Here is a 14,694-nt window from a genome sequence, read left to right as displayed (position 1 = left end):
AAATCGTAAGAAAATATTTATAAAATATCTGATTATCAAAGATTTATAAACCAACAAAATAAGCACTTAGCAGTTAATCGATGAAATATTACCGTTTATCAAATATGAAGGATAGATAGGAATTGTTTCAGGGATGTTTTAATAACTTTCACCCTGTTTCAAAGCTGAAGTTCCCCCAAACATTTATAGTGAGTATTATCAAGAGTTTGCAGGCCAAATTATGGTCTGTGGTTTGTCTTGAAAGCCGGCCAAAAAAGATACATATGAAAAAAATTACACCCCTCCTACCCTTAATTTTATTGGTAGCCACAATGCATGCGCAGACACCTTGCGCACCCATTAGCACAATTGACTGTGCTGATGTGGATGTTTCTCTACCCTATTCCCTTGACTTTGGGGCTCCGGTGGCCAATTCCCTGCTCGATGGCAGCGGTAACGGTACTGGTTTTACCATGGTCCTGGAACATTCCGAAGCCCGAAGCGCCGGTGACCTTCCCGTTTCTGACCCATCTGTAAACGGTTATGAGCCCACACTGCTGAACTTAAATGCCGGAATGCTCGAGATACTCAGTCAGGCAGGGATCGCCTATCTGGACCCGCCAGTGAGCTCCAACAACAACAACCAGGTCAATACCCTGGGGGTTGGCCTTCCAACCGTACCTCCCAGGATGATTATCAGTTCTACACTCTCCAACATTGTAACTGGTGGAGGAAGTGCTCAGGCCGGGATCTGGTTTGGGTTTGATGAGGACAACTTTGTAAAACTCAATGTCAACAATAACGACAATATTGAGCTAAGGGTGGAGACGGCCGGTACTTCACCCGGCCAGGTGCAGTCTACATTTGCCATTTCCGGGCAGACCGTGATCCTGGAAATGGAAGTTGATGCCGTAGCTTTAACTGCGGATGCGTACTATACTATTGGGGCCGGATCCAGAACATTGCTAGGATCCCTCCCTATTCCTGCCAACTATTTTACCGGCAGGAACATCAGTGGTACTGATCTTAGCTTCGCCGGGATCTATGCCACCCACAGGAACGGAAGCCAGTTTACCGCGAGTTTTGACTCTTTTGACATCCAGGAACAGATCGTCCTAAGCACAGAAAACGATATCCTTGATTTTGTGCTGACCGAACAAACCGGTCCAGCTACTATCAATACAACAGCCCATACAGTAGATGTGGAAGTTACAGCCGGTAGCGGACTTACAGCTTTAACTCCGACTATCAGCATCTCTGCTGATGCTACTATTAGCCCATTGTCTGGCACTACTCAGGATTTCTCTGCTCCTTTTGATTATACGGTAACGGCAGAAGATGGCACCCCTCAGGTGTGGACGGTAACCGTAACCGAGGCCTTAGCTATCCTCTGTCCTCCTATCAGCGCCCTTGACTGCGCGGATATTGATGTGGCACTGCCCTATTCCCTGGACTTTAATGCTCCTGTAGCCAATTCCCTGCTCGATGGCAGTGGTAACGGTACTGGTTTTACCATGGTCCTGGAACATTCCGAAGCCCGAAGCGCCGGTGACCTTCCCGTTTCCGACCCTTCTGTAAACGGCTATGAGCCCTCGCTGCTGAACTTGAATGCTGGAATGCTTGAGATACTCTCACAGGCAGGGATCGCCTATCTGGACCCGCCGGTGAGCTCCAATAACAACAACCAGGTCAATACCCTGGGGGTTGGACTTCCCACCGTACCTCCAAGGATGATCATCAGTTCTACACTCTCCAACATTGTAACTGGGGGAGGAAGTGCCCAGGCCGGGATCTGGTTTGGGTTTGATGAGGACAACTTTGTAAAACTCAATGTCAACAATAACGACAATATTGAGCTAAGGGTAGAGACTGCAGGTACTTCACCTGATCAAATTCAATCTACTTTTGCCATATCAGGGCAAACGGTGATCCTGGAAATGGAAATAGATGCCGTAGCTTTAACTGCGGATGCGTACTATACTATTGGGGCCGGATCCAGAACACTACTAGGATCCCTTCCTATTCCTGCCAACTATTTTACCGGTAGGAACATCAGCGGTACTGATCTTAGCTTCGCAGGGATCTATGCCACCCACAGAAATGGAACCCAGTTTACCGCGAGTTTCGATGCTTTTGACATCCAGGAACAGATCGTCTTAAGCGCAGAAAATGATATTCTTGATTTTGTACTGACCGAACAAACCGGGCCAGCCACTATCGATGCGGTAGGGCACACGGTGGATGTAGAAGTTACAGCCGGTAGCGGACTTACAGCTTTGACTCCGACCATTACCATCTCTACTGATGCTACTATTAGCCCGTTGTCTGGTACTACTCAGGATTTCTCTGCTCCTTTTGACTATACGGTAACGGCAGAAGATGGCACCCCTCAGGTGTGGACGGTAACCGTAACCGAAGCTCTGCCGACACTCTGTCCCCCGGTCAGTACGCTTGACTGCGCGGATATTGATGTGGCACTGCCCTATTCCCTGGACTTTAGTGCTCCTGTAGCCGCTTCCCTGCTCGATGGCAGTGGTAACGGTACTGGTTTTACCATGGTCCTGGAACATTCCGAAGCCCGAAGCGCCGGTGACCTTCCCGTTTCCGACCCATCTGTAAACGGTTACGAGCCCTCACTACTAAGCTTGAATGCTGGAATGCTAGAGATACTCTCACAGGCAGGGATCGCATATCTGGACCCGCCGGTGAGCTCCAATAACAACAACCAGGTCAATACCCTGGGGGTTGGCCTTCCCACCGTACCTCCAAGGATGGTCATCAGTTCTACACTCTCCAACATTGTAACTGGGGGAGGAAGTGCTCAGGCCGGGATCTGGTTTGGGTTTGATGAGGACAACTTTGTAAAACTCAATGTCAACAATAACGACAATATTGAACTAAGGGTAGAGACGGCCGGTACTTCACCTGACCAGGTACAGTCTACTTTTGCCATCTCCGGGCAAACAGTGATCCTGGAAATGGAAATAGATGCCGTAGCTTTAACTGCGGATGCGTACTATACTATTGGGGCCGGATCCAGAACATTGCTAGGTTCCCTCCCTATTCCTGCCAACTACTTCACAGGAAGGAATATCAGTGGTACGGATCTGACTTTCGCGGGGATCTATGCTACCCACAGGAATGGAACCCAGTTTACCGCGAGTTTCGATGCTTTTGACATCCAGGAACAGATCGTCCTAAGCGCAGAAAATGATATTCTGGATTTTGTACTGACCGAACAAACCGGGCCAGCCACTATCGATGCGGTAGGGCACACGGTGGATGTAGAAGTTACAGCCGGTAGCGGACTTACGGCTTTGACTCCGACCATTACCATCTCTGCTGACGCTACTATAAGCCCATTGTCTGGTACTACTCAGGATTTCTCTGCTCCTTTTGATTATACGGTAACGGCAGAAGATGGCACCCCTCAGGTGTGGACGGTAACCGTCACCGAGGCTCTGCCTAGCCTATGTCCTCCTATCAGCACGCTTGACTGTGCCGACGTGGATATTGCCTTACCTTATTCCCTGGACTTTAGTGCTCCGGTGGCCAATTCCCTGCTCGATGGCAGTGGTAACGGTACCGGTTTCACCATGATCCTGGAACATTCCGAAGCACGCAGAGCAGGCGACCTTCCCGTTTCTGACCCTTCTGTAAACGGCTATGAGCCCTCGCTGCTGAACTTGAATGCTGGAATGCTTGAGATACTCTCACAGGCAGGGATCGCCTATCTGGACCCGCCGGTGAGCTCCAATAACAACAACCAGGTCAATACCCTGGGGGTTGGACTTACTTCTATTACTTCCAGGATCATCATCAGTTCTACACTCTCTAATATTGTGACTGGTGGCGGAAGCGCTCAGGCCGGGATCTGGTTTGGGTTTGACGAGGACAACTTTGTAAAACTCAACGTCAACAACAACGACAATATTGAACTAAGGGTAGAGACTGCGGGTACTTCACCTGGTCAGATTCAGTCTACTTTTGCCATTTCAGGTCAAACGGTTGTCCTGGAAATGGAAGTTGATGCGGTAGCCCTTACGGCTGATGCGTACTATACTATTGGGGCCGGATCCAGAACACTACTAGGATCCCTTCCTATTCCTGCCAACTATTTTACCGGTAGGAACATCAGCGGTACAGACCTGACCTTCGCGGGGATCTATGCCACCCACAGGAATGGAACCCAGTTTACCGCGAGTTTCGATGCTTTTGATATTCAGGAAGTTTCAAGCGAGTTTAATGTAAACATCAATTTCTCTAATCCAACTACCGCAGCACCACCTAACTATCAAAGAGACTCCGGTGATGCTTACGGAGACCGGGGAAATGGCTTTAATTATGGATGGTTAGACGCTAATACATCAGCTCCTGCAGATCTAACTCTTAACGGAAGAAACAGAAATATCGGAGGTGTTGATGTGCTAAGTAACACGCTTATCCATATGCAATATGGAACGATTTCCACAAATCCTGCCAACGGTTATTTACCTGATGCCATGTGGGAAATAGAAGTTCCAAACGGCACCTATACGGTAACTGTAAGCGTTGGTGACCCAACGGTTGATATTGACCCGGCTTTAACTCCCGCTCATACGATCAATATTGAAGGGTTCAACACCATTAACAATTTTGTGCCGAGCGGAGCTGTGGGAAGTTCTACAAGATTTACCACAGAAACCACCCTGGTGAATGTAATTGACGGCAGAATAACCATAGATCCTACTGGTGGGTTTAATACGAAAATAAACTATGTTGAAATTACAAGTTTCAATTCTGGTTCAAACCCATTCTTTACTAATGTATCTCCGGCAAATAACGCGACTAACGTCGCTATAAACGATTTCCAGGCAAATGTTGAACTGGTCATTCCAAGTGGGTACGAATTGGATGAAGGTACCCTTGCAGGAAATGTCAACCTGTTTGAGGTCGATCCCGGAGTTGGAGAAATTCTGGTGCCATCAAATTCCAATGATACCGGAGGTGGCGATGCCATTACACTTACACCGCTCGATGAACTAAAACCCTTTACGACCTATATCTTTAGATTATCAAGCAACATTGAGGTCAACCTGATCGGCGATGTTAATGACAGGTTATCATTCATTCCATTTGAATCAACCTTTACAACCGGGGATATAGATCCTGGTACGATACCTATGAGAGATCTTACCGGGGTTCAGTTTACCAAAGTTTTGGGCCCGGCTCTTGGACCAGGTACTGAGAACCAGCGGTTTTCAAGTCTTACAATTGGACCTGATGGTAAATTATACGCCAGTACGATCGGAGATTTCTCCTCAGACGGACAAATTTATAGATGGGACATGGCAGCGGATGGTACACTAAGTAATCTGGAGATCCTTAGTCCGGCGCTACAAGGTTCACCTCATCCCGTAACCGGGGTCAATAATAACAATGACAGATTGATCATTGGTTTGGTATTTGATCCCGCATCTACCGCACAGAACCTTATCGCTTACGTTAGCCATAGTATGGCAGCGATTACGGACGGTCCTGAATGGGATGGGAAGATCACAAGACTAAGTGGTCCCAACCTGTCCGTTGTGGAGGATATCGTAATTAATCTGCCGAGATCTTCTAAAGACCACTTGACGAACAGTTTGGCCTTTGACGACCAAGGCTTTATGTACATTAACCAGGGAAGTAATTCCGCGGGAGGAGAGCCCGATATCATTTGGGCGAACAGGCCTGAACGCCTGCTTTCAGGTGCGGTGCTTAAACTGGACTTCAGCAAATTAGGTACTCTGCCATTGGATGTTCACACTACGGACGATATATCGGTAATTAATAGCGCTAGCGATGGTAGTCTGACCATGAGTGATGGCACTTATAATCCCTATGCCACAAATGCCGCATTGACCATATTTTCTTCAGGTATTCGAAATGCCTACGACCTTGTTTGGCACTCCAATGGTTGGCTGTATGTACCGACAAACGGAACCGCGGGTAATGGGGTGAATTCGCCAAATGCACCTTCTACCTCAGACTACACTCTTGCAAGAAGGATCGATGGACTCACTTCACTGGGATTTGTTCCAGCGCTGGATGGAGGAGAAACTCAGAAAGATTTCCTATACGCGACTCAAGGAGGTTCGTATCACGGACACCCAAACCCGTACAGGGGAGAATTTGTATTGAACCATGGCGGTGTTAGCTACAGCGGCCTTCCGGGCCAGGCAGAGGCCAGCTATGTTGATGTTGATAAATATCCTGATAACCTGGGACCTGATCCAAATTACAGGGAGCCAGCTTATGATTTTGGAAAGAATAAATCACCGAATGGAGTAATAGAGTACAAGAGTGACGCTTTCGATGGAAAGCTGCAAGGTGTGCTTATGGTAGTAAGGTTTAGCGGGCAGGATGATGTATTGGTTATGGACCCTATGCCTAGCGGACCTATTGCAGAAGCTTATACTACAATTCCAGGTTTAGACGGCTTTGACGATCCTCTGGATGTTGTAGAAGACCCCAGCACCGGCCATCTCTACGTATCGGAATACGACAGGGATAACGGAGGAACTCCAAGGCTGACACTCTTAAGAGCGGATACACCGGCCACTCCAGGACCAAGGATAGCTGGTGTTCCGGACGAATTGATCTTTGAGATCACCACCAATGGTGACGGGCAAAATACCGATGCCAAGACCGTGGAAATTACAAATTCCGGTACCGAAATCCTGAATATCACTGATGTGAGCATAACAGGAACTTTTGCCAATCAATTTGACCCGGTATCACCTTCCGGTGGAACCAGTTTAAATCCTGGTGAAAGCATCATTTACACTGTGACCTACGCGCCTGATCTGGACGGTTCAAATCTCGGATACCAGGATGCAAGTCTTACAATTACCAGTAACGGAATATTCAATCCGGTGTTTGATGTAGGGCTGTTCGGACTCAAAAAGGTTGGTTATGAAGGTGTGGAAGAACCAATATTGCAGGATATCGCGGATGTACTCGGTGTTAGCGTTAATGTAGGCTGGACCACCTTAACTACAAGCACAGATCCGATCATTATGGGAGATGAAATATTTGCTCAGAACTGGGTAGCCGCCAATCAGGGGTTGGTAAACATTACTCCAGTGGGTCGCTATTCACCTGCTGAACCTCTTCCATTTGGCTGGTTTACTTCAGATGGGTCTGTTGTTACTAACGAAGTTGGGATACTTGCAGACGGTCTTGACAATGCTCAAACACTGTTCCCACCGGTGTCTTCAGGAACAACAAGTTTTGATCCACTGACTGAAACTTTTGGGATATATGTGGAATCAGCCAATTTTGGTGGATTCAAGTATACCCAGGACGACCTAAATACCGGTATTGCCCACAGGGCCAGGACATATCCTGCCAAGGACAGGGATGGTAATTTACTGGACAACACCTATTTCATCGCCTTTGAGGACTCCACAGACGGGGACTATAACGATTACATTTTCCTGCTTGAAAATGCGACCCCATCATTTGGTGAATCCTTAAGTTTTGATGTTGCCAGTTTGAATTTCACCGCTTCGGATGAGCAGGAGGTAATTATTCCTACCCAGCCTGTTACACTTACCGGTACAGGTGGGGTCACGGCGGGAGAAGTGAATCTGGCCGCCTCAGAAAGCTGGGTGGTACTCCCTGCTGTTGCACTGGGAACACCTATTGATATAGGATTAGATACGCGAGGTCTTCCGATCGGGAATTACAGCGCTACAATTACCGCCTCATCACCAGGTTATGCTCCGGCTCAGGTGACTATTAATCTCGATATAGTAGATGATATACAATTCGCCTATCAATTTAACTTCCAGGATCCTGATCTCATTGAAATATCACCTCCAGGATATATAGACGACTTTGGAGTACCTTATGGAGTACAAAGTACGCCTCAGGGTGACATTCAGTTTGGATGGGTATTACCAGGTACAGCAACGCCGGCTGATGCCAGCGCTAATGCGAGAAACCGAAACACGGGAGTGAATAACGATGTCCTGAGAAACACCCTCTCGGTAATGGGATCGCTTTCACAGTCTTTTCCCACACGAGATTGGTTGATCGATGTTCCGAACGGTAAATACTATGTGAATATCAGTGTTGGTGATATTTCGGCCAACGACAGCTACCATTTACTGGAGGTCAATGGCATTAATGTTATCGATTTTGATGAGGAGAACAACAATCCGCAGAATCTGGTGTTCTTCGAGAACATGGAGTTGGTAGATGTTAATAATGGTGTTCTCCGACTGGCGTTAGAACCGTTCGGTGTAAATGCCAAGTTGAATTACATTCAGCTTGTACAGGTAAATCCTGCCTTCCTACCTCCGTTGATCACAGCGGATTTCGTTGGAAATTCAGAAGCTCCAGATGTCTATAGAGGTACAGTTGATATAAGTCTTCAGGCTGAAAACCAGACGGGTAGCGGTGGAATCATTCGATTGGACTATATCCTGGATGGAGGTTCGATTACCTCTTATACCACGCCAATAACCGTTTCTGATCTTGGACCTCACACTTTATTTGTTGAAGCAGAGGACAGCAATGGGAATATTTCTCAGGAGACTTACAATTTCTCTATCGTTGCGGCGACAGGCGCGGAACTTACCCTGGAGAATATGACCAAGATTCCAGGTACCAACAGGGGATTCCCGGCGGATGACTATTATTCCTTCCACAGGATCGGAGATCCGGAATTCACAGAGCACGGTACGCTAACCCTGTTCCACGATTCCAACATCATGCGATTGCATAATACAGGGACTTCGGATCTGATCATTTCTGATATTATTGTTTCAGATCCTGCGGACTACACTTATGAGATCCTTCCGGTAACCAATCCTCCGGCTACTTTCCCTATTACGGTAGGAGCAGGTAGTTTCGTAGATATCAATATTACCTTTATCACAGACCTGGGAGTTACTCCAGATAATTCGATGCACGGAGGCACCATCGATATAGTGTCTAATGCTGATAATGGCGCGTCCATTCAGGCAACCTTGAATGGCTCCTATCAGGCAAGGCCAGGAGGAATCATGGAAATGGACCTCATTGATATAATCGATGTTTTTGGATTCCAGACCAACATAAAGAGTATTGTGAATAAGCAGGGGACTATAGATCCTGAGAATCCAACCCCTGAAATTCCGAATGCAGAATTTCCTATAGCGGCCAACGTGAATGCCGGATATGAGGGAGATCTGATCGTATCATCGAATTTCGTACAGGCAGATCCCGGTCAGCCTGTAAGAGCGTTTATGTTAGCAGCTTTCTCCGGAGTTGGTGGAGGGAATGCAAGATTTGTCAGGACATTTGATCAAACCACGGTAGGGGGCATCAATTTCACCCGAAGTATCAATTGGTACAATTCGCTACTGCCGAGAAACAATAGCGGGGTGATCAGTAATGATGTGAACACCAGTGGTATTACGCAGCCTTTCAGGATACGGATCCAAAACAGGCTTACCAGTGGAGGAACGAATACCAGTGGTTCAAACCCGCACATATTGGCAGCTCGGATCTTTAAAGTAAGGGATCAGGATGGAAACATCGTACCTAATGAATACATAGGTATCATGGACTTTACTGGTGGCGGTGGATGCCCATTGTGTGACTGGAACGATAACCTGTTCTACTTTATCAATATTAAGCCTGAGGATGACCCTGTCTCCACAATCGCTTCAGAGCAATTTGCAGAAGTAGATACCTTCTTTAGTGTTAATATAGATCTCTTCATAGACAGAGGATTTCCTGGAAATGAAATGTCGGTTAACAGTGTTCTGATTGACGGAACTACTGCATTACCGGCCTGGATGGAGTACAACGCGGCGACAAGAACTATTCGCGGCACACCCCCTCTAAGCGCTCTGGGAACCTATGATGTAGTAGTGAATACTACGGATCTGAGTGGCGTTGTGACCACCACCACCATACCAATCACTGTGGTGGAGGAAATCACTTCAGGTTCTTTATGGCTTGAAGACTTTAGCGGGCTTTCCAACGGGACTACAGTGGATAATGGCGCTACGGCATGGACCTCTTCCAGAGGCAGTGGATCTTTTGAGGTACAGGGAGGTCAATTCGAAACCAATGGCAGCGGTTCCTTTGGTACCTGGACTTCGGAGGTTATCTCTATTAGCGGTGCCGTGGTTAATGTTTCCGTAGATGTAAATGACGGGGATAACAATAAGGAAAATGCTGATTTCATCAGAGCATTCTATTCCGTAGATGGGGGAACTCCTGTACAATTTGGTTTTGCTCAGAACGATATTTCCCCACAGACCTTCTCTGCTACAGGACTTACTGGTAGCACTATACAGGTTATTGTGGAAGCACAGGTTAGCATCTCCAATGAGTTCTATTATTTTGACAATGTTGAGGTCTTCGCCACAGGAAGTTCTTCCTTTAAGGTTGACCTGGACAGCTTCGGACCGGAAGTTCAAAATGTGCAATCGGTATTGTATCCTAACCCTGCATCTAACGCAGTATGGCTAAATCCAGGCAATTCCGTGCTGGAGGATATTATTATCTTTGATGCAAGTGGAAGGGCTGTTATGATCTATGAGGCCAATGATGTCCTTAAAGGCGGAGAGTATTTACTGAATATCAGCTCATTGGAAACCGGAGTTTATTTCGTCAGAACGGTGGATAATAAAGGGCAAACCAATAGTAGCCCTCTCGTAATAGCGAAATAAAAGTTTTATGATTAAATAAGTATAATGATGATATCGGGCGATTTTCAAGCTGATCCTGGAAATCGCCCTGTTCATTTAAAATAAATCCAGGAACCAAACACTAAATGCACATGAAAAGAATTTCTGTTACATGTTACAACTGCGGTGAAAGCCGATCAGAGCTCTATGATGAAGAAAATGGGTTTACCTATGTTAAATGTGTTGGATGTGGATTGGTTTACCTGAACCCCCAGCCCTCACAGGAAGAAATAAATTCTTCGCATAAAATGGGCATGCACCGCGGAGATTCTACCATCAACGTAACCGGTAGTTACAGCCCGCTAAAAGTAAAGAACTACGAAAGCGTTCTCAAAGACTTTTATACCAAGGAGTCACTGTCCCAGGATTCTTTAAATTGGTTGGATATCGGTTGTGGTTTTGGTGAGTTCATTGAGTCTCTGGGTAATTACACTGGAAACAAATTAAAGGTAATAGGGTCTGAACCCAATAAACAAAAGCAGTCTTTTTGTGTTGACAGAAATTTAGACGTCACTTTTTTTGATATAGAGAGCCATGACGTTAAGTATGATTTTATTTCAATGCTTAACGTTTACTCACACCTCCCTGATCCAGTACAGTTTGTTAGAACCTTAAAATCCAAATTAAAGGACAAGGGTGAGTTATTCCTGGAAACTGGTCATTCCTCGCATTTGGCAGCTGAGGATCATCACAAACCTTACTACGCGCCGGACCACATAAGTTTTGCTAATCAATCTATAGTAGAGGATATACTGAAAAGAAACGGATTTGAGATTGTCCAGACTAAAATATACAGGCATGCCCAATTCCCACTGATCACTAAAAATCCTGTGGCTGTTATGAAGGAGAGCGCCAAGATCCTCCTGAATAGAAATGGAAGCATAAAAAACCTTTTCCCGAAAAGCCCAAACAGGGACATGTATATCAGGGCAAGACTAGCCTGATCATCCGGATCTGGTCAAAAAAGCCAGTTCGGAAGCAACTTAAGCAAGGATCAGAATTGTCTTAACCTTTTATCCTTTCGTAAATACGAAATACAAATGGATTCCGCGCGAGTCGGACAACTAACCAGGTTAGTCTTATTTTTAGGGAATTCTTTATAGACGACGGATTGAAGTTCACATCCGTATAATACTTCATCAGCTTTTTAGCACGCCCCTGAAAATGAGAAGAGAGCAAGGCAACCTTTTCCCCATTTTGAAGGTAGCCGTAAGACTTATTATCAATATTCCTGATCAGTTTTACTCCAAGATGCATTTTAAATTGCGCGTTGTCATAAAAGTTACTGTCGATGTTTACATTGCCATCAGGAACATATTTGTTCTTGCCTAGATCATAGATATCGTGAACTTTTAAGGAATCCCCTACCTCATGGTTAAAAAAGAGTTTTAGCTGGGTCATATCACAGATGCCGCCAGGTACGTTGTTTTCTTTGTGATATGCCCATTTATCCCTCAGTTTTTGAAGTATTCCTTCATCTACATAGGACTTCTTAATAAAGGAGGTTATGTCTGAAATAGTTCGATCCGTATAAAAATTAAGGCTGGGATTAAAATACTCTCCTTGCGGATCCTTATGCCCAATTAAATAGTAATCCTCTTCAGGAATGGTTTCGAGATACTCCAAGAGGTTCTTTTTGATCAGGATGTCACTGTCTACATAACACAAAAAAGGGTAATCGTGCTTCTTAAGGAATTCATCGATCACAAACCATCTTTGGTAACAGATCAATTCGAATTCATAAGAATTGTTAGACATATGCTCATAATAATTCTCTTTGAAGTCTAATGCGGATTCAAAATAATCATCTATGCTGTAGTGTTTGACCCCATCATAAACTTTATTGGATTCGTCTCCCAAGAGAATTATATCCAAATCCGGATTGTATTTCCTGGCTTCGCTTATTGCGAATTTCAAATGATTCGGATTGCCTTTGTTCAAAAAAATGATACAAGGTTTATTTTGAACGATATGATTTGTCATATTTTTTAATTTCTATAAACATCAAACTGAAAGACCTATACCTTTTTGTCTTCTTGCCTATAGGCTTTAACCAATGCTGATAACTTTTCGATCCCGGAAGCATCAAGTTCACCGGAAAAAATGCCCTTTACCTCTTGTTTTTCGAAAAAGGTCGTTGGTAAGTCCCACCAGTTCAGCGAATTCAACTCATTTACAAGTTGCTCTGAGAATCTTTTCTTTATTTCTTTGGCAGGTACGCCTCCTACTATGGAGTAAGGAGAAACATTCTTAGTAACTATACTATTTGCTCCGATTATTGCTCCATTACCAATTTCAATGCCGTCTAAAACCACTACATTAGCCCCGATCCACACATCGTTCCCGATCTTTACCGGAGCAGATTCCTCAAATTTTAGTTCTTCAGCCACAGACCTGTTAAGCGGATTATGAGGAGCATAAAAGAACGGGCTTGTAGACACAAAATTGGTTGGATGTTTTCCAAGGCCAATTTTTACCCCGCTGGCGATTGAACAAAACTTGCCTATGCTGCAACCGTTTATAGTGCAACTATAACTGATATAAGAGAAATCGCCTATCTCAGAATTGGTTATTCGTGTGAAGGGATAGACCTTTGCTGATTTGGCAATTCTGGAATTTCTTTTGTAAGAGAGTAGTTTATACGGTTTCATACTACAGCGTCAAATATTTCCTTTTGAGTATATGGATTGTAGTACTCATCCACAACCCGATAACATTCCTTTACAGTATCCCCTGCTTTTTTCTCGTACATCCATTTCAATACTACCTCCTTTAGACTATCAACATTGTCATACTCAAAAAAATCCCCAGTCTTATCTTCAATTATTGCCTCAAACTCCGGCATTTGCCGATTAAATTTATTGTGGGTAATGACAGGAACTCCATAGGTGAGGGCATGGATCGCGGTTAGTCCTACTTCACCAGGTGAAATTATTGCCTTCATAGACCTGATGAGTTTGTACAATACTTCTTCATCGTAACATGCTCCATAAAATATGATATTGTCTGTCAGGCCAAGATCGGAAGCCAGCTCTTTCAAATGGTCTTCCTCTTCCCCACTTCCAATTATAAGCAGGTTTACCCTGTTTTCTTCGGCATTTATTTTACGCGCCAGCTCTAACAGTAAATTCACTTTTTTCTGAGGTGTCAACCTCCCGATGAACCCGATGACAGGTAATTCTTTGTCCTTAAAGAGTTCAAGTGGTACCCCATCCTGGAATGCATTTCGTATTTTGAGCTGGTGATCATAATCCAACGAATTGTATATGAGGTTTACTCTTGCCGGATCAAATCCTTTGGAGACCAAAATATCTTTGGCCCATTGCCCATATACCAATATCTCGTCTGCTAATTTGTAGAATTGTTTTCTAACAAACCCTTTTAAATTATTTTCCTCGCGGATAAAACCGTGGGTCCAGAAGATGACCTTTTTTCCAGATAACTTAGCGAAAATTGCACCGAACCAGGTCGTAATGTAATACATCACCCCTATGAATATCACGGTATCGTACTTTCTTGAAAGACTTAGTTTTAATACTGGAAATTGAAACAGGAAATACTTCAAAAACCAGAAATTCTTTATGATCTTCCAATTAATGCCACCTTTAGAGGGAGGTAATTTTGCTAATTCACTATCGGCCGTCTTAATTTTTATATCCGTTTTTAACCCCGATAATACAGTGTAACGAGGATTATCACTTTTTGATAATAAATTAAATATTGGGATACGGTAGTGAGCTATATAGTGGTAGACGACCAGCACGTTTTTCATTAGTGAACCGTTTTTGATACATCGGCTTCAGGACCCCTGTTAAACCGGATCGATGAAGGGCGAAAATAGCATTTCTAAAGTTACTCTATTGTTAAGATATGCCGTTTGCTTAAGGTTTCTCCATATTTGTTTTCATGCTATGTTGTGCTGCCCAGTAGATATTGAATACTTCGTCTTTAGCAAAAAGCTGAAAACATTCATTGTTACTCTGATACGCGATCCAAAGCTTAT

At 44.7% G+C, this 14,694-nt stretch carries 5 protein-coding genes; 2 read left to right on the top strand and 3 right to left on the bottom strand.

From position 1 onward, the window contains the following. Positions 1-263 precede the first annotated feature (263 nt). Together GTQ38_RS05900 and GTQ38_RS05895 are read left to right on the top strand one after the other, a co-directional pair. Complete coding sequence (locus GTQ38_RS05900) at positions 264-10,673, top strand: T9SS type A sorting domain-containing protein (RefSeq protein WP_161434547.1); 10,410 nt, start codon at positions 264-266, stop codon at positions 10,671-10,673. 110 nt (positions 10,674-10,783) lie between these two features. Continuing rightward, positions 10,784-11,635 carry a class I SAM-dependent methyltransferase gene (locus GTQ38_RS05895; RefSeq protein WP_161434546.1) on the top strand — a complete coding sequence of 284 codons (852 nt, stop codon included), beginning with the start codon at positions 10,784-10,786 and terminating at the stop codon, positions 11,633-11,635. A 61-nt stretch (positions 11,636-11,696) separates the two neighbouring features. Here GTQ38_RS05895 and GTQ38_RS05890 read toward each other — a convergent pair whose 3' ends face one another. The 3 genes from GTQ38_RS05890 to GTQ38_RS05880 all read right to left on the bottom strand — a co-directional run bounded on the left by GTQ38_RS05890 (position 11,697) and on the right by GTQ38_RS05880 (position 14,463). Further along, positions 11,697-12,608 (bottom strand): hypothetical protein, encoded by a 912-nt coding sequence (locus tag GTQ38_RS05890; protein ID WP_161434545.1) that lies wholly within the window; start codon positions 12,606-12,608, stop codon positions 11,697-11,699. 101 nt (positions 12,609-12,709) lie between these two features. Beyond that, positions 12,710-13,342, bottom strand: a complete 633-nt coding sequence (locus GTQ38_RS05885; protein ID WP_161434544.1) for a CatB-related O-acetyltransferase — start codon at positions 13,340-13,342, stop codon at positions 12,710-12,712. Beyond that, on the bottom strand, positions 13,339-14,463 hold the full coding sequence (locus tag GTQ38_RS05880) for a glycosyltransferase family 4 protein (RefSeq protein ID WP_161434543.1): 1,125 nt from the start codon (positions 14,461-14,463) through the stop codon (positions 13,339-13,341). The genes GTQ38_RS05885 and GTQ38_RS05880 overlap by 4 nt, the downstream gene beginning before the upstream one ends. Positions 14,464-14,694: the final 231 nt, after the last annotated feature.

The organism is Poritiphilus flavus (assembly GCF_009901585.1).
GTDB lineage: Bacteria > Bacteroidota > Bacteroidia > Flavobacteriales > Flavobacteriaceae > Poritiphilus > Poritiphilus flavus.
Note: the sequence above shows the minus strand (reverse complement) of the source record. Positions and strands in the feature narration are given on the sequence as shown.